The sequence below is a fragment of the Clostridium sp. D5 genome, from assembly GCF_000190355.1.
GTDB lineage: Bacteria > Bacillota > Clostridia > Lachnospirales > Lachnospiraceae > Faecalicatena > Faecalicatena fissicatena_A.
Genome location: NZ_GL870817.1, coordinates 127,377 through 148,742 on the forward strand (window position 1 = coordinate 127,377; position 21,366 = coordinate 148,742).

A 21,366-nucleotide genomic window follows, 5' to 3' on the forward strand; every position below is an offset into this window, starting at 1 on the left:
GACTGCCCAATAGGGTATACCCAAGGGGCACCCCGTAACTCATGCCCTTTGGGCGGGTCCGCAGTAAACTGCCCAATAGGGTATGCAAAAGTGTTGTATGAGCTGCACATTTCCAGAGAGGCCATACAGAAATCAGAAGATATATTCGCAGAGATTCCTCAGTTAAGAGATGTGTTTGTCAATCCAACCATCCGTGAGGAAGAAAAGTTTAAAGTGATTGATCAGGTATTTCCTGAGGAAATCAGGAATTTCCTGAAGGTGGCATGCAGGCACCGCAGAATGGATCTTATCGGTGATGTTTTCAAAGCATATTATAAATACAGCGATGAACAGAATCGGATTTTGAATGCGGTATTAACATGTGCCAAACCTCCCAGTGAGGTGCAGATAGAACGAATGAAGGCGTTTCTTTGTAAAAAATATAATGCTGTAAAGGCATATATTGAAATCAGGCAGGACGAGGCATTGCTGGGCGGCTTTGTACTGCGTGTGGGCAATGATGAGTATGACTGGAGCCTGCAGGGACGTCTGAACAGATTAGAACAAAAATTGACCTGGAGGTGAACAAGGTGAGTTCAATTAATTCAGATGAGATTATTTCTATCCTGAAAAATGAGATAGAAAATTTTAATTCAATCAGCAAGGACAGCGAGGTTGGTACAGTTATTTCCGTTGGCGACGGGATCGCCACTGTCTATGGGATTGACCATGTTATGTACGGGGAGATCGTGACTTTTCACAACGGGCTTAAGGGTATGGTACAGGACATCCGAAAGGATGCTATCGGATGTATCCTGTTTGGGCACGATACGGAGATCAAGGAGGGCACGAAAGTAACCCGCACGGGCAAAAAAGCCGGAGTTCCGGTTGGAGATAAATATATAGGAAGAGTTGTCGACTCATTGGGTATGCCGGTGGACGGCAAGGGAGAGATCCCGGCGGATGGCTACAGGCCGATTGAGCAGGAGGCCCCCGGCATTATTGACAGAAAGTCAGTCAGTGTCCCGCTGGAGACCGGAATCCTGTCAATTGACGCGATGTTTCCGATCGGACGGGGACAGAGGGAACTGATAATCGGAGACAGGCAGACGGGAAAAACTTCCATTGCTTTAGACACGATTATCAACCAGAAAGGAAAAGACGTTGTTTGTATATATGTAGCAATTGGCCAGAAGGCATCTACTGTCGCAAAAGTTGTGAACACACTGAAGACCAACGGAGCCATGGATTATACGATTGTGGTTTGCTCAACAGCAAGTGATTGTGCACCGTTGCAGTATATTGCACCTTATTCAGGAACCGCGATGGCAGAACATTTTATGCATCAGGGTAAAGACGTGCTGATCGTTTATGATGATCTATCCAAACATGCGGTCGCATATCGCTCACTTTCCCTGTTGCTGGGACGTTCACCGGGACGTGAGGCTTACCCGGGCGATGTGTTTTATCTGCATTCCAGGCTGCTGGAGCGCTCCAGCCGTCTGAGCGATGCGCTGGGAGGTGGTTCTATTACAGCCCTTCCGATCATCGAGACACAGGCAGGAGACGTATCCGCATACATTCCAACCAATGTAATTTCTATCACAGACGGACAGATTTTCCTGGAAAGCGACCTGTTCTTCTCGGGTATGCGCCCGGCGGTCAATGTAGGCCTGTCCGTATCCCGTGTAGGCGGTGCGGCACAGACAAAAGCAATGAAAAAGGCATCGGGAAGTATCCGTATCGACCTGGCACAGTACAGAGAAATGGAAATATTTACACAGTTCAGCTCTGACCTGGATGCTTCAACGAAAGAGCAGCTGGATTATGGCGGCGGGCTGATGGAACTTCTGAAACAGCCTTTGTGTCAGCCTCTCAGTCTGCATGAAAAAGTTATTACCCTCTGTGCAGCAACGAATAAGGTGCTGCTTGGGGTAGAAAAGTCTAATATAAAACAATTCCAGGCAGATATGCTGAGCTTCATGGATACACAATATCCTGAAATCGGGGAAGAGATCGAGGAGAAAAAGGCTCTTACCGATGAGCTGATAGAAAAGATTGTGGAGACAGCGAAGGAATTTAAGAAGAGCAGGTGTTAATATGGCAAATATCAGAGAAATTCAGACCCGTATAAACAGCGTAAAAGATACGATGAAGATTACGAATGCGATGTATATGATCTCTTCTTCCAAGATGAAACAGGCGAAGAAGAAACTGGCAGATACAGAACCGTATTTCTATGGGCTGCAGGGGGAGATTTCCAGAATCCTGCGCCACGTCCCTGATATTGAGCATCCGTACTTCGATCTGAGGGAAAACATCCCCAGCGGGGAACGGAAGATCGGTTCCATTGTCATAACGGCCGACAAGGGGCTGGCAGGGGCATACAATCATAACATCATCAAGCTGGAAGAAGAGCTGCTAAATGGGCCGGGAGAGCATAAGCTGTTCGTTGTCGGAGAACTGGGAAGACATTATTTTTCCAAACACGAAGTGGAGATTGATACGAACTTCCAGTATACGGTCCAGAAACCGACGATGCACCGGGCGAGAAACATAGCTTCAGCGATTCTTGACAAATTCAAACAGGGAGAGCTGGATGAAGTTTATATGATATACACCCGGATGGAGAACTCCGTGCAGTCAGATGCAGAGAAGGTAAAGCTTCTCCCGCTGGAGCGGGCTTCCTTCAGCCATATGATCATGCCGCTGAGTATACACCGGGAAGAAATCGAACTGTATCCGTCCGCTGAAAGCGTCATGGACAGCATTATACCAAATTATATAACCGGTATGATATACGGCTGTCTGGTAGAAGCATACGCCAGCGAGCATAATGCCCGCATGATGGCCATGCAGGCCGCCACGGACAGCGCGGAAAGTATCATCAAGGAACTATCTACCTTATACAACCGTGCAAGGCAGGCCGCGATCACCCAGGAGATCACCGAGGTATGCAGCGGAGCCAATGCCCAGAAGCGGAAAAAATGAGAATATTCTGACAATGGAGTTCAAAGGGGTCAGTCCCCTTTGCCAAAGGGGTCAGACCCCTTTGCAAAGGTTCCTGCCCCAATACGATTAAGGAAGTGAGATCTATTATGAATAAAGGACGAATCGTACAGGTTATGGGACCTGTCGTGGACGTAGTATTTGAAGACGGCAATCTTCCTTTTATTAAGGATGCGCTTGAAGTTGATAACAATGGAAAGAAGTGCATTATGGAAGTAGCGCAGCACGTGGGAAATAATGAGGTGCGCTGTCTGATGCTTGCGGCAAGCGAAGGGCTGCATAAGGATATGGAAGTAACAGCTACCGGGGACGGCATAAAGGTGCCGGTCGGAGAGCAGACGCTTGGCAGATTGTTTAATGTCTTGGGTGAAACCATTGATGATGGGGAGCCGGTCAATAGTGATAAGAAATGGGTGATTCACAGGGATCCCCCGAGTTTTGAGGATCAGAGCCCGGTGATTGAGGTTCTGGAGACGGGAATTAAGGTCATCGACCTGCTGGCTCCTTACGCCAAGGGCGGTAAGATTGGTCTTTTCGGCGGCGCAGGTGTTGGTAAAACGGTCCTGATTCAGGAGCTGATCCGCAATATTGCCACCGAACACGGCGGATATTCTATCTTTACCGGGGTGGGAGAGCGTTCCCGTGAAGGAAATGATCTGTGGACGGAAATGAAGGCTTCCGGCGTTCTGGAGAAAACGGCCCTGGTATTCGGCCAGATGAATGAGCCGCCTGGAGCGCGTATGCGTGTGGCGGAAACGGGGCTGACCATGGCGGAATATTTCCGTGACGAAGAACATCAGAACGTGCTGCTGTTTATTGACAATATATTCCGTTTTACCCAGGCCGGTTCCGAGGTGTCAGCACTTCTCGGACGTATGCCTTCCGCCGTAGGTTATCAGCCTACGCTGGCGACAGAAATGGGTGAGCTGCAGGAGCGTATCGCTTCTACCAGAAATGGTTCCGTTACGTCTGTGCAGGCTGTTTACGTGCCCGCCGATGACCTGACTGACCCTGCACCCGCAACCACATTTGCGCATCTGGATGCAACCACTGTATTGTCCAGAAAGATCGTAGAACAGGGGATCTATCCTGCCGTGGATCCGCTCGAATCCAACTCCCGTATACTGGAGGCAGACATTGTAGGAGAAGAGCATTATGAAGTGGCAAATCAGGTGACTGCTATTTTGCAGAAGTATAAAGAATTGCAGGATATCATTGCCATCCTTGGAATGGAAGAACTTTCGGACGATGATAAAGCAGTCGTTATGCGTGCAAGAAAGATTCAGAGATTTTTGTCACAGCCATTTTACGTTGCCGAGACATTTACCGGAATTCCAGGCAAATATGTGCCGCTGAAGGAGACGATCCGCGGATTTAAAATGATTATTGACGGAGAAATGGATCAGTATCCGGAATCCGCATTCTTTAATGTAGGAACCGTAGACGATGTAATCGACAAAGCAAAAGCATTAAGCGCAGCAGAATAGAGGTGTATGTATATGGATACATTTGGCCTGAAAATAATAGCAAGTGACAGGGTTTTCTACGAGGGCCGCTGCAGAAAGCTGATCCTTCCGGCTCCTGACGGAGAAATGGGAATTCTTGCAAACCATGAAAATATGGTCATAGCCATAAACGTCGGGGATGCCAGGATGGAAGTTGAAGAAGACAGCTGGGTTGACGTCGCCGTTGGTGCAGGTTTTGCAGAGATTGTAAATAACCGTGTCACCGTTCTGGTCGATACCGCCGAGCGCCCTGAAGAGATCGACGTGCGCCGTGCAGAGGAAGCAAAAGAGCGTGCAGAAGAGCAGATGCGTCAGAAACAAAGCATCCAGGAATATTACCGCACCCAGGCATCTCTGGCGCGTGCAATGAACCGCCTGAAAGTGTCCCAGGGAAAGCGGTGGAATTTGTAAACAAATCAGAATCTTTAAAGAATTCTGAATATGGACTGCAAAGGGGTCTGACCCTTCTGCAGAGGGGTCAGACCCCTTTGCAGAAGAGTCATTTTTTTGTTATACTTTCATTAGTATATATAACAGAGATTCAGCCGCGAGAGTAAACGGAGGCCCGGAAAGATCATGGAAGAACAGGTAAGATTTATTGTAAATAATGAAAAGGAGGAGCAGATGCACTGGAGCCGTAACCTGGAGATCTTCCTTGTTCTGCAGGGCGAATGCACTTTCTGCTGCCAGGGCGAGACAAGCAGGATGTGCAGAGGAGACTTATGGGTGGTAAATCCATTCTCTCTGTATCAGGTCATTCGTGAGCCAGGCAGTGCCGTACTCACAGTTTTCTTTTCAGAAGGAGCGTCAGAGAGCCTGGGAACAGCAGCGGAGCAGGAGATTTTTTGCCGTTCAGACCTGCAGGAGGAGATGAACAGGGAAATGTTTACGGAACTGCGGCAGATGCTGGCCGAATTATTCGGGCTCTGTGTAAAGGAGAAGAATAAGAGCAGCCTGCTGATAAAAAGCGATATATACCGTATTCTTTATTTCCTGGAGCAGGGGTTTTCTGTAAGAGTGCCGCAAAAGGAGGAGCAGACCCCTCATTCACTGGAGCGGCTCAGGCGCATTCTGTTGAGAATACATAGAGACTATGCAGAAAACATAACCCTGAAGCAGATTGCGGAGGAAGAATATTTGTCGATGAACTATCTGTCCAGGTATTTCCAGCAGAAAACGGGGGTCGGTTTTAATCAGTATCTGAACCAGGTCCGGCTTCAGGCTGCTGCCGGATACCTGATGAATACAGGGATTTCCATTACCGAGATCGGACATAGATGCGGCTTTAAAGACGCCACACAGTTCATACGCAGATTCCGCGAATCCTATGGGGTGACACCAGGCAAATACCGCGGACGGCCCGTGCTGCCGGATCAAACAGAGGGATCAGAACAGGAATTGTTTCGGGAATTAACGAAATACAAAGGAAATAAGAAAATCCGGGAATGCGTTTTTCTGGAACGGGTGCGTAACAGAGAAATAGAAGCAGATGCGTCCGCAAAAGGGAAAAAATTAAATCATAGCTGGAAAAACCTGGTGAATATAGGATTTGCAAAAGAAGGTCTGACGGCTGTTATCCAGAACCAACTCAGTATGATTCAGCGGGAGATTGGATTTAAATATGTTCATTTCCACGGTCTTTTCGACGATGACATGATGGTATACACTGAACAGGAGGACGGCACGCCGGTATATAATTTTAAATACGTAGATATGCTGTTTGATTTCTTTTTATCCATAGGGCTGAAACCCTATGTGGAGTTAAGCTACATGCCCTCAGCATTGTCTGGAAAATCCAGAAAACTGTTTATAAAGAATGTAAATTTTGGAATGCCCAGGGACATGGGAAAATGGTGCGGCCTGGTAGGACGGCTCACCGCGCACTGTATCGAACGATACGGGCCTGAGGAAATCCTCTCCTGGAGATTTCTCCCCTGGTGCGGTCCGGCCGGATATGCGGAGTACGGATATTATCAGATGAGTGAATATTACGAATTTTACAGACGAACCTATCAGACACTGAAAGCGATCGATCCCCGTCTGGAAGTCGGCGGGCCGTCCATGGATTCCTATTTCTTGTGGGAGCGGGGCGGAGAATATGAAAAATTTATAGAGTACGCCCTGGAAAATCAGTGCAGACCCGACTTTATCTCCATCTGCGGTTATCCTTCCAAGAAAGACGAAAAGGAAACGGGTGAAGACATCGTACTGATCGAAAAGCCCGAGGCACTTCCCAGAGCTACAAGCCGGGATGAAGAGTATTTCCGGCATCTGCTGGAACATCTGGAAAAGTACCACAAAAAGATTGAGGGCAGGATTCCGGAGTTCGTATTTATCGAGTGGAATTCCTCAATCTGGCAGCGGGACCTGACGAATGATACAAGCTTTAAGGCATCCTTTATCGCAAAGACTTTACTGGATAATTACGACAGAGCCTCCGCTTTTGGCTATTGGGCGCTCAGTGATTATATGGAAGAAGTGGCGCCTGCGCAGGAAGAACTGCACGGAGGTTTTGGCCTGATTACCTGCCAGAATATCAAGAAAAGCGGATATTACTGCATGGAGCTTCTCAACATGCTGGGAGAACGGATGATCGGCAGAGGAGAAGGCTACTTCATCACAAAGAAAATGACCGGACAGATACAAGTCTTCTTATATAATTATGTCCATTTTAATAAACTGTACCGCTACCGCCATCAAAGTGGTGTGGACAGGACGCACCGCGGGGAGGCATTTCTGGATGGGGATTCCATCAGATATCGTATTAATATAGAAGGAATACAGGACTGGACCAGTCTGAAACTCCGGGAATATGAGATCAGCAGAAACGGGGGAAGCGTTTATGACGTATGGAAGGAAATGGGGGCGCCGGCGGTGCCTAATCCCGAAGAAGTGGAGTATTTACAGAAAAGTGCGGTTCCTGTTTATAAAAGCCGGGTACTTAAAAAAGAAGAATTTCAGCAGATGGAATATCTTCTGGTACCGCACAGCGTAAAACTTATATTAATAGACAAAGCAGATTCTGATTAATGAATCTGCTTTTTTTATACTTTTAATAGTGAAAAAATATCCTGTTAATAGAAAAATAAATTCTGACGCAAAAAAGTAGATAAAAAATCATAGAAAATCCGGATAAAACTGAAAGATAACTGTCTATTTTATTCTTCCTTCAAAAAATATAATAGAATCAACAAAAAAAGGAGGAAGAAAGATGGCACTGATACATTGTTCAATCGGGTCGTCTGCGCTGAGCATGAACACAGACATAAACGTGATTCTGCCGGAAACAGACGGAAAGAAAAAGCGGGAGGATACAGCCTTCCCGACATTATATCTGCTGCATGGGGCATCGGACAATTATTCGAACTGGGTCCGTTTTACCAGTATCGAACGCTATGCACAGGAATATGGGATCGCGGTAGTTATGCCAGAGGCGGGATTAAGTTTTTACAACAATATGCCGAATGGATATGACTGCTATACATATGTGGCAAAAGAATTAATTGCGTTTACAAGGGCAATATTCCCGCTGTCCGCCAAAAGAGAGGACACTTATCTGGCAGGCTTGTCCATGGGAGGATACGGTACTATGCGGATCGCACTGCGGAATCCCGAAGTATTTACTGCGGCAGGAACATTTTCGGGGGCTGTGGATATTGCTGCCATGAGCAGCACAGAAACAGGCTTTATGGACGAGCCTGTGCAAAAACGCCTGATGCAGCGGGCCTTCGGAGTGGATCACACAAAGGCGCTGGAAAACACAGATGCCGATCCGGTTTATTTACTGCGAAGCTATCGCAGCTGTCCGGAAAAAATGCCGCGGATATATCAAAGCTGCGGTACCCGGGATTTTCTGTATGAGCAGAACCAGTCTTTTAAAAAGGCAGCAGAAGAATGCGGACTACCCGTCCATTATGAAGAATGGGAGGGCGATCATAACTGGCCGTTTTGGGATGTCAGCATACGGAGATTTCTGGAATGGCTGAAGAAAGGAGGAAAAGAAAATGGCGTGGATGCAATGTAGTTATCAGTCTGAAGTACTGAAAAAAACCGTGAATATGGATGTTATCATACCGGAACCCGATGTTTTTTATAAAATGGAGGAGCTTGAGGCAATCCAGGTATTTCCTGTGATCTGCCTCTTTCATGGGAAAACGCATACGAGCACGGACTGGGTGAAAAAAACTTCACTTGAGCGCTATGCGATGGAAAATCAGATTGCAGTGGTTATGCCGTGTATAGAGTACAGCACTTTGGAAACGAAGCATGAAAGAATGGATGTTTTTGCAGAAGAAGCAGTCCGGACTGCAGAACTTTATTTACCGTTGTCATTGAAAAAAGAAGAACGGTTTGCAGCGGGAGTGGCAGAGGGAGCCTGCGGTGTTATGCAGTGGGGGCTTCAAAGCCCAAACGAATTCGGGACCGTAATTGGCATATCTGCTGACCGGGTAGAGGAACAGGAATCTGAAAAATGCCGGGAGACATACCAGCGTCTGAAGCAGGCGGATGCAGAAATACCGGATCTGATCGAATATAAGGACGGCCAGGCGGCAGATCAATGGGGATACTGGGATAAAACACTGGAAAATGTGTTTGAGACACTTCCATTAAAACGCAATTTATATCATAATTGGTAGAAGAGGGAGAAGGATATGAGACAGAGGACAACAGATCCAAACAGAGTAGGAATCGGTGAAAAGTTTGCATACAGCCTCGGTGATTTTGCCAGCAACCTGATCTTTGCGCTGGCCTGCTCACTGATTACATATTTTTATACAAATACTGTTGGAATATCTGCGGCAGCGGCGGGTTCTGTGCTGATGTTTTCGCAGATATTTGACGGCATAACAGATGTGCTGATCGGATTCATGATCGACAGAACCAGATCGAAATACGGAAAAGCGCGCCCATGGCTTTTATGGATGGCAGTGCCGTTCGGGATTGCATGTATCCTGCTGGTGTGCGTACCCAGAAATGCAAGCATGGTCGTGAAGATCATCTACGCATTTATCACATATAACCTGGTTATGACCGTATTCTACACGGCAATCAACGTGCCTTACGGTGCATTAAATACGCTGATGACAAGGGACCAGTACCAGAGATCTGTGATTAATATCTGGCGTATGACAATGGCCATGCTGGCAACGATGGTAGTTACCGCGGTCACACTGCCGATCATCAAAGGACTCGGCGGTGACCAGGCGGCATGGATTAAAACAATGGCCATTTATGCAACCCTGGCAGTTGCCATGTTCCTGATTTGCTTTAAGTGTACAAGGGAACGGGTAACCGAAGAACTGGGGCAGCAGGAGAAGGTTCCGGTTAAAAAAGCCCTGAAAGCAATCTCACAGAACAAGTATTGGCTGATGCTGATCGGTGTGTGGCTCTTATATGCGGTAAATACAACGTTCAGCGGGACGACAACCGTATACTATGCGCAGTATATCCTTGGCGATGAAACATTAATGGGGCCGATCAATATTGCACTGAACCTGCCCTGTGTGCTTGGAATTCCTTTCATGGCGCCGCTGATTAAACGGTTCGGGAAAAAGCCGCTGGCCATAGGAGGCTGTGTGATTACCCTGGCGGGCTGTTTTCTGATGATGATACAGCCTGACAGCCTGTCAATGATTGTGGCCGCAACGTTGGTCAAAGGGATCGGGACGGTACCATTCTGGGCCGTATTATACGCAATGATGGCGGATACTGTGGAGTATGGAGAGTGGAAGACCGGAGTTAGGACAGAGGGACTTTTATACAGTGCATCCACCTTTGGCGCAAAGGCCGGGGCGGGAATCGGAAGCGCGGTAGTAGGTGCCATTTTAACGGCCAATATGTTCGATGGTATGCTGGACGTACAGCCTCAGTCAGCTATTTCGGCAATATCAGGCATGTATTTATTTGTTCCGATTATTATGGTTACCCTCCAGATTATATGTCTCACATTCTATAAGCTGGATAAGGAATATCCACAGATTATGGCAGAACTGAAAATAAGAGAAGCAAAGGCTAAAGCGGAAACCGGAGGTGAAAAATAATGACAGGAAGATTAGAATCACAGCTACAGAATCTGACGATGGAAGAAAAAATAGAACTCCTGTCCGGTGCCGACTTCTGGACGACTAAGAAAAATGAACGGATCGGTCTTTCCGCATTCATGATGACAGACGGACCGAACGGCCTGAGAAAGCAGACAGTGACGTCAGACCATCTGGGTATGAATGCAAGTATGCCGGCTACCTGTTTCCCAATGGGGTGTGCCCTGGCCTGTTCCTGGGATCCCGGACTGGCAGAGCAGATCGGAGAAGCACTAGCCGGGGAATGCCGTGAAGCGGAGGTGGATATTCTGCTCGGGCCGGGTGTGAACCTGAAACGAAGCCCTCTTGGGGGAAGAAACTTTGAGTATTTTTCAGAGGATCCATATCTGACTGCACAAATGGCAATCGGATATATAAACGGGGTGCAGAAGAACGGAGTCGGTGTATCCCTGAAACATTTTGCGGCAAATAACCAGGAGACAGAGCGGCTGGTGTCAGATTCCATTGTAGATGAACGTACACTGAGAGAGCTGTACCTGGCCTGCTTCGAAAGCGTGGTAAAAGAGACAGATCCGTGGACGGTGATGTGTTCCTATAATAAACTGAACGGAATCTATACCTCCGAGCACGAATGGCTGCTGAAAAAGATTCTGAAAGATGAATGGCAGTACGATGGTGTGGTTATCTCGGACTGGGGAGCTGTGAACGAAAAAAGTGATTCCGTGAAAAACGGTCTGGATCTTGAAATGCCCGGAAACAGAGGGAGCAGTGACCAGCTGCTTCTGGAGGCTTATAAGGCCGGAACTGTCAGTACGGAGGCGGTCGATGAGGCTGCCGCCAGAGTACTGCGCCTGGGAGACCGTATCTTGCAGGCAAGAGCTGCCAAAGCCAGGAAAAAGAGATCCGCCGCGGAGCGTAAGGAATGGCCCGAGCATCATGAACTGGCCAGAAAAGCAGCCGCGGATTGTATGGTACTTCTAAAAAATGAAGGTTCAGTACTTCCCCTTATACCGGGAGAGAAAACCGCAGTATTCGGTGAACTGGCGTGTGATGTGCGCTTCCAGGGCAGCGGCAGCTCAAAAGTCAACCCGTACCATGTGGAAAGCCCTCTGGAGGAAATGAAAAAATATAATCCATCTCTGTTGTATGCAAAAGGCTACGAACTGGGGGGCAGCACAGAAGACCGGGAAGAAGAATTACTCCGGGAAGCCGAACTGGCTGCTTCGATATGCGAAAAGGCCGTAGTATTCGCAGGTTACCCGGAACGTGCGGAATATGAGGGGGAAGACAAAGTATCACTGAGCCTTCCCGAGAATCAGCTCACACTCATCCGGCGCCTTTCCAGCATCCATCCGGCGGTCATCGTAGTACTGTGCAACGGAGCACCGGTAGAAATGCCGTTTCGTAAAGATGCAGAAGGCATTCTGGAAATGTATCTGGCAGGAGAGGCAGCAGGCGGTGCCGCGGCCGATATCCTGTACGGAGCCGTAAACCCATCCGGCCGGCTTGCAGAAACATTTCCAAAAAAACTGGAGGACACCCCATCCTGGCTGAATTTTCCCGGAATGCAGAAAAAAACACACTATGCAGAAGGCCTCTTTGTCGGATACCGCTATTATGATAAAAAAACCATAGAGCCATTATATCCATTCGGCTATGGATTAAGTTACACAGATTTTGCGTACAGCAATCTCAGCGTCAAAGCCGCCCGTGACACAGCAGAAGTGCAGCTGGAGATCCAGAACACCGGCAGACTTGCCGGTGCAGAGGTAGTACAGATATACGTAAGAAAGCAAGGCACAGAAATCCCCCGTCCAGAAAAAGAACTCAAAGGATTCCAAAAAGTACACCTCGCTCCAGGGGAAAAGAAAAAACTCACCTTCACCCTCCCCAGAGAGGCATTCCGTTACTACGATACAGACCTCAGAAAATGGCAGGTAGAGCCAGGAGAATACGAAATACAAGCAGCCTCCTCCTCCCGCGATATCCATCTAAGGTCCCGTATCACCCTGGAAGGAGACAAACGCCCCGAAACCATATACGATAAAAACAGCACCCTGGCCGAAATCTCCAAAAACCCGGAAGGAAAAGCCACCCTCGAAAAATGGATGACTCACTGCGCCCGGCAAGGCTACCCCATCTTCACCGAAGAACCCGAATTCATCCAGAACGCCTACGAAACAACCCCGTTAAGATGGCTGATCATGCTCTCCGGAGGCTGCTTCACCGAAGAAATGATGCAAGACATCCTGAAAAAAAGCAATCGCCAATCATAATAACTGATTATATTAAAAACTTCTCCTTCCATCCCGCCCTCGTTTTACCAGCTCCATCCGCCGCCCCCGTCCGGCGAAGCCTCCCCAGTGAGCGAATTTAGTGCCGCCTGGATGCACCAAGCCCCGGGAGCAGGACATAGGGCGGGCAGGAGGCGTAGTAAGGCTGTTAGCAGGAGTAAAGTAAAAAAGCAGGAAAAAGACGGCAAAACTTGTGATTCCGAATCACAAGTTTTCCTGGACCCAGCGCCTGAAGCCATCAAGGCTTCAGGTGATGTGTCCAGGTTGCCGTCTTTTTCCTGCTTTTTTACTTCTACTCCTGCTTATAGCCGAAACCCCGTCACCTGCCCGCCCTATGTCCTGCTCCCGGGGCGCCCCCCTACCCACCACACAAATTCCCCCACCCACTTGCATTTTATGAAAGATTATACTACAATAATTATATCTGTACGCAACTAAACCTACAGATATAAAAGCTAAAGTTATCTAGTACATCGAATAACAATTAACGATCTGTTAAACCGACCTAAATTTCCGATAGCATTGCTTCACAAGCCTCAGCGCAGCCCGCTACGCCTGCGTTTGTGAAGCAGCACTTTCGAAAATTTATCTCAGCTTAACAGCCGGTTACTTATTTTTTGATGTACAAGTAAGATCAGGGGAGAGAAGTCCATGAGTGAAAAATATAAACAGCGTTCTATAATAGAAATCATGAATGACGTACTGGGCACCATACGTGATTATTATGATTCCGAATATGTTTATTATATAGAAAAAGAGGATGATGATATTCTCACGATTTATGAATGGTGTGCGGAAAACGTTCCGTGGCAGAGGGACCGCATAAAGATGCTGGATGCGGATCAGATGCCGAAGTGGCTGCGTCAGGAGATCACGGATACTACCGAGGCGGATTACAGTGTATTTCAGCCTCTGGATGATGAGGTAGTGGCAGTGCTGGCTGCAGTAGGCGTTCACAGGGGCGGATGCGACCTTTCTCTCATGCGTGCTGTTATTCCATATATTTCCCAGGCCATTGTTCTGCAGAAGATGCAGAAACAGCAGGAATATCTCAGTTATCACGATGATCTGACCGGGCTTTTGAACCGGAACAGTTTTGTCGGCTACCTTTCAGAAGTGAAGCAGGAAGAGCTGAAATCTCTGGGGGCGCTGTCCGTGGATATCAATGGACTGAAGAACTTTAATAAAGAGTTCGGGCGCGAGTATGGAGATGAAGTGGTGATCCGTGTGGGTGAGGTTCTGGAAGAGTACTTCAGAGGGGCTATGGTATTCCGCCTGACAGGAGATGAATATCTGGCGATCATGGAGAACGTGGATTATGAGGAATTTATGAAGAGTGTGCACGGCGCGCACAGTAAGCTGGAGAATATCAGCCTTGGCCTGACTACGATGGGATATGCGTGGGAAAAGGTGGATATTGATGTGGACAGCCTTGTGGCACATGCCGAGGGCATGATGCGGGAAGAAAAACAGAAGTATTATAAGAATTTGAAGAAGGGGCACCACGAGCCTATTATCAAGGAGGACCTGCTGGAAGACATCAGGCAGGGTAATTTTATCGTGTGTCTTGTACCGAAGATGGATGTTGTAACGGAAGAAGTGGTCGGCGCTGAAGCTGTTGTCCGGTATCACCACAAAGATCTGGGAATTGTGGATCCGGGAAAATACATCACTCTTCTGGAAGAGACGAAGCTGTCTCATTTTCTGGATTTATATGTATTTGAGGAAGTCTGTAAGACATTACGGCGCTGGGAGATGGATGACATGCCGATGCTCCCCGTATCCGTAAATTTTGCCGGAGCAACTCTGCGGCAGGAGAGTGTAGCCGAGAAGATGCTGGGTCTTGTAGAGAAGTATCATGTTTCCTGTGAATATCTGGAGGTTGAAGTTTCTGAATCTTATGCGGATATGAATCAGGAGATGCTTGCGGAGACAAGCAACAAGATCCGCAAGGAAAATGTGCGTGTTGTGCTGGATCATTTTGGTGCAAAGGATTCCAGCTTTTCGATCCTTTCTATTATGGAATTTGACGGCCTGAAGCTGGACCGCAGTCTGGTTGCCAACATCGTGGGAAACAGCCGCAGCCAGATCGTGGCTAAGGCGGTCATTGATGTGTGCAGACAGCTTGGTGTGCATGTGGCAGCTGCAGGAGTGGAGACACAGGATCAGCTGAATGTATTAAAAGAACTGGGGTGCGATTATGCACAGGGGACATTGTTTAATAAGCCGATTACGATCGACACTTTTGAAGTGCGTTATATGAAGAATTAGAAGGCTGGAATATCTATGATCAAAACATGGCTTTTGGACATCCGTCCTCTGTATGAGGAGAACCGATACCGGGAATATTATGCTACACTTCCGGTTTTTAGAAAAGAAAAGGCCGACAGGCTGCGGTTTCAGAAGGACAGAGCGCAGAGCGCGGGGGCCTGGATACTTCTGGAGATGATTCGGAATAAATATAAAATTACAGAAAAAGCAGCATTTAATCTCTCACATTCGGGTGATTACGTGCTGTGTTCTGTTGATATGGAATGTGATGAGGAAACTCAGGTGGGATGTGACATTGAAACTGTCAGGGAGACGGATCTGAAGGTAGCAAAAAGATTTTTCTGCCCATCGGAGTACGAGGCAATTTTGAGGGAGGACAATATTATACTGCAGAGGGATACATTTTACAGATTCTGGGTGCTGAAGGAAAGTTTTATGAAAGCTACCCGGGAAGGGATGGCGCTGGATCTGTCAGACTTTGAGATCCGGCTTGCTTCACCGCCTGTTCTGATCCGGAAACCGGAACGTTTTCCACGGAATTATTATTACCGGGAATACGGGCTGCCGGGCTATCCTTGTAAAATTGCAGTTTGTTCCACTGACGACGAAATTGATTCTGAACTACGGATGGAGTTTAAATTATGAGGATGAACCGGAAGATAAAAAAAGCACTCCTATTGGGTGCGGCGTGCGGCGCAGTGCTAGGAATGGGCCTGACATTTGCCGCGGCCAGTAAGGCACTGGATACGAAGGAAGCCACACTGGCAAAAGTGCAGGACAAGTTAAAGGAGGAGAACAAGGATCTGCAGTCAAAGCTGAAGCAGCAGAAAGCAGTGGAAGCGGCGGCCGTTTTGTCCAAGGAGGAGCCGGACAACTGGGAGCTTGTTCTGGTAAACAATGATTATCCACTGGATAAGGAGTACCAGCCGGAGTTGGCAGAGATACTGGAAGGCCGTTCTGTAGATGCAAGGATTGCGGAAGATACAAAACAGATGCTTGAGGATGCCCAGGCGGGAGGACTCAAGATGTATGTTTGTTCTGCGTACCGTTCCTATGATGATCAGAAGACGGTATTTAATGAGACGATGCAGAACTGGGTCAACCAGGGCAGCAGTCTGCTGGATGCCTACGATGAGACGAAGAAATCCGTTGCAATACCCGGATACAGCGAGCATGCGACCGGTCTGGCTCTTGATATTACATCCGAGGATTACCAGGAACTGGATGATAAGCAGGCAGACACGGCAGAGTCAAAATGGCTGGCTGAAAACTGCTATAAGTATGGTTTCATACTCCGTTATCCCCCGGATAAAGCGGCTATCACCGGCATTATATACGAGCCGTGGCACTACCGCTATGTGGGGAAAGAAGCGGCTAAGGAGATGAAAGAAAAGAATGTCACACTGGAAGAATATCTCGGTGTAAAATAATTTCGTGAAAATTGAAGATCTTTTTTACTGTGCAAGGAAAATTCTGGACACATTTTACAAATATAAATTTTTTATAAAATAATATTTGACTTTCAGACCTGCACGAGTATAATAAGATATATCAAAACGAGGGCGTTTTCCATAAGGAAGACGCCCTTTTTGTATAAAAAGGAGGTTTTAATATGAAGAAACTGGAAATTATCATTCAGCCCGAGAAGCTGGAAGATTTGAAAACAATTCTCGATGGCTGTTCAGCCAATGGACTTATGATTACAAATATCATGGGATACGGCAATCAGAAGGGGCATAAGAAAATATACCGGGGGGCGGAATACAGTGTGAATCTGCTTCCCAAGATCAAGGTTGAAACGATTGTAGAACCGGAGACCGCAGAAGAAATCATTGAAAAGGTTGTTGCAAAGATTCAGACCGGCACATACGGAGACGGGAAGATTTTCGTATACGAGGTGCAGGATGCAGTCAGAATCCGTACCGGGGAGCGCGGCCGGGATGCACTTTAAAATATTGTTTGGAAAGAACACCTGTTATCAAAGGGGATAGCTGTAAGAAACATAAAACATGTTTCGTACAGGTATCTCCTTTTTATTTGCCCGGTTAGATTAAAAAGCCGGGCGCAAAGTTTAAAGGAGGAGTTGTAATGGGATTAGCAGATTTGATTGCGGGCGGTATGGAAACGAGCGAGGCGGTATCACTGCTGATAAATGTCATGTGGACAATGCTGGGGGCAATCCTGGTATACTTTATGCAGGCGGGATTTGCAATGTGTGAGGCTGGATTTACACGGGCAAAGAATACGGGAAATATTCTGATGAAGAATATGATGGATTTTGTTCTGGGAAGTTTATTTTTCTTTATTTTTGGATTTGCAATTATGCACGGTACAGACTGGAATGGAATCATAGGGGGCAAAGGCTTTTTTAATCCTACATCCCTGGCGGATGCGGATGGTCTGATCAATGGACTTCCGGCAGGTGTCTTCATTATCTTTCATACGGTATTCTGTGCAACAGCAGCAACGATTGTGTCAGGATCGATGGCAGAGAGGACGAAATTTGCTGCATATCTGGCATACAGTGCAGCAATCAGTATTTTCATCTATCCGGTATCCGGTCACTGGATCTGGGGAGGCGGCTGGCTCTCAGGGATGGGATTCCATGATTTTGCCGGTTCCACGGCGGTGCATATGGTCGGCGGTATCTGTGCACTGGTTGGGGCAAAGATACTTGGACCCCGTATCGGAAAATATGACAAAGAAGGTAAGGTCAGAGCCATTCCGGGACATAACCTCCCAATTGCAGCTCTGGGAGTTTTTATCCTGTGGTTCTGCTGGTTTGGTTTCAACTGCGGCTCCACCACGGCTGCCACTACGAGCCTGGGAGATATCGCTATGACGACAAACCTCGCGGCTGCAGCGGCGACACTTCTTGCAATGACAGTAACCTGGCTCAGATATGGCAAGCCCGATGTATCTATGACATTCAACGGATCACTGGCAGGCCTTGTGGCAATTACCGCAGGCTGTGATACTGTCAGTAACTGGTCAGCGATCATTATCGGTGCAATTGCCGGTGTTGTGGTAGTATTCGCTGTGGAATTTTTCGATAAAGTGGCGAAGATCGATGATCCGGTTGGTGCGATCAGTGTACATGGTGTATGCGGTGCGCTCGGTACCATTCTTACAGGTGTGTTTTCTCCGGACTATTCGGTTGTAACACAGCTGATCGGTGTTGCCTCTGTGGCTGCATTTGTAGGGGTGATGGCATTGATCATTTTCACAATTATTGACAAGACAATCGGGCTGAGGGTTGGCAAGCTGGAAGAGAATGAGGGATTGGATGTGCATGAACACGGCTCAACAGCTTATGCAGACTTCAACTTCAGACTGTAATATAGAACATAATATGAAATAGCGAACACTGTGCATCTTTAAATGGAAGGGGGCACAGTGTTTTTATATAAACTTTCATAGGGGTCTGACCCCTTTGGGCGAAATTCAACGTTGACGTGTTCCTGTGTATTTGCTAAAATGAAAAAAGGGAAAAAGATAGGTTTATGAAGCAATTAATTTGTTTCTAACTATCTGGGTATAATACTAATTGGCATTACAATTAATAAGGAGGAAGATCATGGAAGACCTTACATTTGGAGAACAAGTCAAAATCATTCTTGGCCGTAAAGGCATGACTATTAAAGAACTGGCAGAGATAATCGAGGAACGTACCGGCAAGAAGATGTCCAGACAGAATCTGACCCAGCGTCTGGGAAGAGATAATTTTCAGGAACAGGACATGCGTACCATCGCAAATATTCTGGGCTGCCCTTTTCATTTAAGTATACTTTCAAGAGAATCTTCCGCGTTGGCTATTACTGTAACTGCGTCAGGAGAATCCGTTCCTACAGAGAAGGAATTGCAGAAGGTGGAACAGAAACGCCAGCAGAAGAATGCAGAGAGAGAACTTACATCTGCTGCTGTGCAGAACCAGCAGGAGACAGAAGACATGCTGGATGAAGACGATGCAGAAGATATTGAGGATATCATACCGGATTCCGCTATGACAGGTGAAGCAGAGACGGGAACAGATACAGCAGAGGAGATATCTGCTGTGCGGAAACAGGACGGAAATCCTGAAAATGTGGCTGTGGTTCCGGCCGGGGACGGTAATGAGACAGAAGAAGTAGATATGACAATCGGTGAGCTTTATGAGATTCATGAAGAGCTCTCTGAATTAGAGGAGAACGTTCAGGCGGGTGAACCGATTGAGACGATAAAAGAGGAATTGGATCAGAAGGCTGAAGTTAAGAAGGAGAAAAAGGACAAGTTCCGTACCGGCGCTATCTTTCTCAGGAAGAAAGGCACGCCGCCCCCTGTGGAAGAAATCAAGCCGCAGAGGGATGAAAAGCGTGCTGTCCCGGATATTTCCGAAGAGGAGCCGGATGATTTTGAGCCGGTCATAAAGCATGATGATGTGGAAGAGGACCGGGTACTGGGTGAGGTGAATCCTTATACGGGACGTGAATTTCAGTCCAACAGTGTGCGCATGCATCCGAACAGAATCGGATATGTGCAGGTTTACGACCGTTCCACACATAAATGGACAGATATGACGGAGTGGGCTTTCCTTGGTTATCAGGAGCGCAAGAAGGCACTGCTCGGCAAGGAGTATGAGCCTCCGATTTATCTTGACTAGAACGAAAAGAGGAGGGTGAGCTATGGAGTGGGATACGTTATTATCTGCAAAGCGGATGCGGGGCGGCACAGGAAAACGGCGGACTGGCCCGGCGGATTTGAGGAGCGAGTTTGAAAAGGACTACCACCGGATTATCGGGAGTGCTTCATTTCGGCGCCTGCAGGACAAGACTCAGGTATTTCCGCTGGACAAAAGCGACTTTATCCGGACCAGGCTGACCCATTCCCTGGAGGTATCCTCATTGGGGAAGTCTCTGGGGCAGAATATCGGAGAAAATATATTAACAACTAAAAAAGATACTGGATTTACAGCTCCCATGAAGGAGGATATCTGCCATATCCTCCAGTGTGCGGGGCTTATTCACGATATAGGGAATCCACCTTTTGGGCATTTCGGGGAGAGCGCGATCCGGGAGTGGTTTATCCGTAATCTTCCGGACCTTATCTTTTTTGGTAGATCAGCCCAGGAGATGCTGACCCCGCAGATGAGGGAAGATTTTTATCATTTCGAGGGTAACGCACAGGCTTTGCGCCTTGTGACAAGGCTGCATTATCTGGTGGATGAGCACGGGATGAACCTGACATATGCGCTTCTGAATACCATTGTCAAATATCCGGTTCCATCCACTGGTATTGATCCCTCGACTGGCAATATCAAGGATAAGAAGATGGGATATTATTATGCGGATCAGGCTGTTTTTGAGGAGATATCCACAGAGACAGGGGCCGGGAATCTTAGACACCCTCTGACCTATATTCTGGAGGCGGCAGACGATCTGGCCTATAAGACTGCTGATATCGAAGATGCCTTTGTGAAGGGATTTATAACATTCTACGACCTGGGAAAAGAATTGGAAACATTGCAAAAGAAACAAAATAATGCAGATTTCCGACCGTTTGATAAACTTATCAGCCTCTATGAACGGGGAAAAGAAAAAGGTGTGAGCCATCCGGATTCCTATGCTGTAAAGAACTGGATTGTGCGTGTGCAGGGATATCTGATCAGCTGCGCAACACTCGGGTTTACCTCCCATTATGAAGAGATTATGGAGGGGACTTTTAAAGAGGATCTGTTTTTTGGAACCTTTGGCGAGGAGCTGATGGATCTGCTCGGAGATATGGCATACCGCTATGTATTTGCATCCAGGGCGATTTATAAGATGGAAGTTACAGAGGGGGTAATATTGGACTTTCTGATGGATAAGCTGGTTCATGCTGTGTTGTATTACGATACGGAACAGCCGCTTGGATCGATCGACAGCCGGGTGGTGTCTTTTATCTCGGATAATTATAAGAACGCATACAGACTGCAGGCGGAAGGGAAAAATGAGGCGGAGAAGCTTTATCTGAGGCTTCTGCTGGTGACGGATTATGTATGCGGGATGACAGATAGTTATGCAAAACGACTTTATCAGGAACTTAATGGGCTTGTTTGAGGGAAGGGGCTTTAAGATCGTTGGGGATGGGGGCGCGAATGACAAGACGAGTCCGGCACCCGGTGGGACAATGTCTGCTGGTGAAATGTCCTGACACTTCGCGAAGAAGCTGTAGAAGAAAACGGAAGTAAAATGGAGGTACATGCCGCATTTGGTCCAAAATCTTGATGATTTTGAACCGCAGGCGGCACCA

17 protein-coding genes are annotated in these 21,366 nt (G+C 47.4%); all 17 read left to right on the plus strand.

The window, feature by feature from the left end; all coding sequences use genetic code 11:
* The first annotated feature begins 90 nt into the window (after positions 1 to 90).
* The 17 genes from atpH to HMPREF0240_RS18155 all read left to right on the plus strand — a co-directional run bounded on the left by atpH (position 91) and on the right by HMPREF0240_RS18155 (position 21,173).
* Complete coding sequence (atpH, locus tag HMPREF0240_RS18075) at positions 91 to 564, plus strand: ATP synthase F1 subunit delta (protein WP_242833359.1); 474 nt, start codon at positions 91 to 93, stop codon at positions 562 to 564.
* Complete coding sequence (gene atpA / locus HMPREF0240_RS18080) at positions 561 to 2,078, plus strand: F0F1 ATP synthase subunit alpha (RefSeq protein ID WP_009004864.1); 1,518 nt, start codon at positions 561 to 563, stop codon at positions 2,076 to 2,078. Before atpH ends, atpA begins: the two co-directional genes overlap by 4 nt.
* A 1-nt stretch (position 2,079) precedes the next feature.
* The gene (atpG, locus tag HMPREF0240_RS18085; protein WP_009004865.1) at positions 2,080 to 2,970 is read left to right on the plus strand and encodes an ATP synthase F1 subunit gamma; all 891 of its coding nucleotides are present in this window, start codon (positions 2,080 to 2,082) and stop codon (positions 2,968 to 2,970) included.
* A gap of 107 nt (positions 2,971 to 3,077) precedes the next feature.
* Positions 3,078 to 4,475: a F0F1 ATP synthase subunit beta gene (atpD, locus tag HMPREF0240_RS18090; protein WP_009004866.1), complete on the plus strand. Its 1,398-nt coding sequence runs from the start codon at positions 3,078 to 3,080 to the stop codon at positions 4,473 to 4,475.
* A gap of 12 nt (positions 4,476 to 4,487) precedes the next feature.
* A complete protein-coding gene (gene atpC, locus HMPREF0240_RS18095; protein WP_035314131.1) occupies positions 4,488 to 4,904 on the plus strand; it encodes an ATP synthase F1 subunit epsilon in 417 nt (138 codons plus the stop codon).
* Positions 4,905 to 5,069: 165 nt separating this feature from the next.
* Entirely contained in the window at positions 5,070 to 7,523 is a 2,454-nt protein-coding gene (locus tag HMPREF0240_RS18100; protein WP_009004868.1) for a helix-turn-helix domain-containing protein, read from the plus strand.
* Positions 7,524 to 7,704: 181 nt separating this feature from the next.
* Positions 7,705 to 8,517 (plus strand): alpha/beta hydrolase family protein, encoded by an 813-nt coding sequence (locus HMPREF0240_RS18105; protein WP_035314077.1) that lies wholly within the window; start codon positions 7,705 to 7,707, stop codon positions 8,515 to 8,517.
* A complete protein-coding gene (locus HMPREF0240_RS18110) occupies positions 8,498 to 9,130 on the plus strand; it encodes a hypothetical protein (protein WP_009004870.1) in 633 nt (210 codons plus the stop codon). Before HMPREF0240_RS18105 ends, HMPREF0240_RS18110 begins: the two co-directional genes overlap by 20 nt.
* A 15-nt stretch (positions 9,131 to 9,145) precedes the next feature.
* Positions 9,146 to 10,534 (plus strand): MFS transporter, encoded by a 1,389-nt coding sequence (locus HMPREF0240_RS18115; RefSeq protein WP_009004871.1) that lies wholly within the window; start codon positions 9,146 to 9,148, stop codon positions 10,532 to 10,534.
* On the plus strand, positions 10,534 to 12,810 hold the full coding sequence (locus HMPREF0240_RS18120; RefSeq protein ID WP_009004872.1) for a glycoside hydrolase family 3 C-terminal domain-containing protein: 2,277 nt from the start codon (positions 10,534 to 10,536) through the stop codon (positions 12,808 to 12,810). Before HMPREF0240_RS18115 ends, HMPREF0240_RS18120 begins: the two co-directional genes overlap by 1 nt.
* A gap of 669 nt (positions 12,811 to 13,479) precedes the next feature.
* A complete protein-coding gene (locus HMPREF0240_RS18125) occupies positions 13,480 to 15,099 on the plus strand; it encodes an EAL domain-containing protein (RefSeq protein ID WP_009004873.1) in 1,620 nt (539 codons plus the stop codon).
* A gap of 15 nt (positions 15,100 to 15,114) precedes the next feature.
* Positions 15,115 to 15,744, plus strand: a complete 630-nt coding sequence (locus tag HMPREF0240_RS18130) for a 4'-phosphopantetheinyl transferase superfamily protein (RefSeq protein ID WP_009004874.1) — start codon at positions 15,115 to 15,117, stop codon at positions 15,742 to 15,744.
* Positions 15,741 to 16,529: a M15 family metallopeptidase gene (locus tag HMPREF0240_RS18135; RefSeq protein WP_009004875.1), complete on the plus strand. Its 789-nt coding sequence runs from the start codon at positions 15,741 to 15,743 to the stop codon at positions 16,527 to 16,529. The genes HMPREF0240_RS18130 and HMPREF0240_RS18135 overlap by 4 nt, the downstream gene beginning before the upstream one ends.
* 182 nt (positions 16,530 to 16,711) lie before the next feature.
* Positions 16,712 to 17,050 (plus strand): P-II family nitrogen regulator, encoded by a 339-nt coding sequence (locus tag HMPREF0240_RS18140; protein WP_009004876.1) that lies wholly within the window; start codon positions 16,712 to 16,714, stop codon positions 17,048 to 17,050.
* A 137-nt stretch (positions 17,051 to 17,187) separates the two neighbouring features.
* Positions 17,188 to 18,438 (plus strand): ammonium transporter, encoded by a 1,251-nt coding sequence (locus tag HMPREF0240_RS18145; protein WP_009004877.1) that lies wholly within the window; start codon positions 17,188 to 17,190, stop codon positions 18,436 to 18,438.
* A gap of 238 nt (positions 18,439 to 18,676) precedes the next feature.
* The gene (locus HMPREF0240_RS18150) at positions 18,677 to 19,738 is read left to right on the plus strand and encodes a hypothetical protein (RefSeq protein WP_009004878.1); all 1,062 of its coding nucleotides are present in this window, start codon (positions 18,677 to 18,679) and stop codon (positions 19,736 to 19,738) included.
* 22 nt (positions 19,739 to 19,760) lie between these two features.
* The gene (locus HMPREF0240_RS18155) at positions 19,761 to 21,173 is read left to right on the plus strand and encodes a deoxyguanosinetriphosphate triphosphohydrolase (protein WP_009004879.1); all 1,413 of its coding nucleotides are present in this window, start codon (positions 19,761 to 19,763) and stop codon (positions 21,171 to 21,173) included.
* Positions 21,174 to 21,366 lie beyond the last annotated feature (193 nt).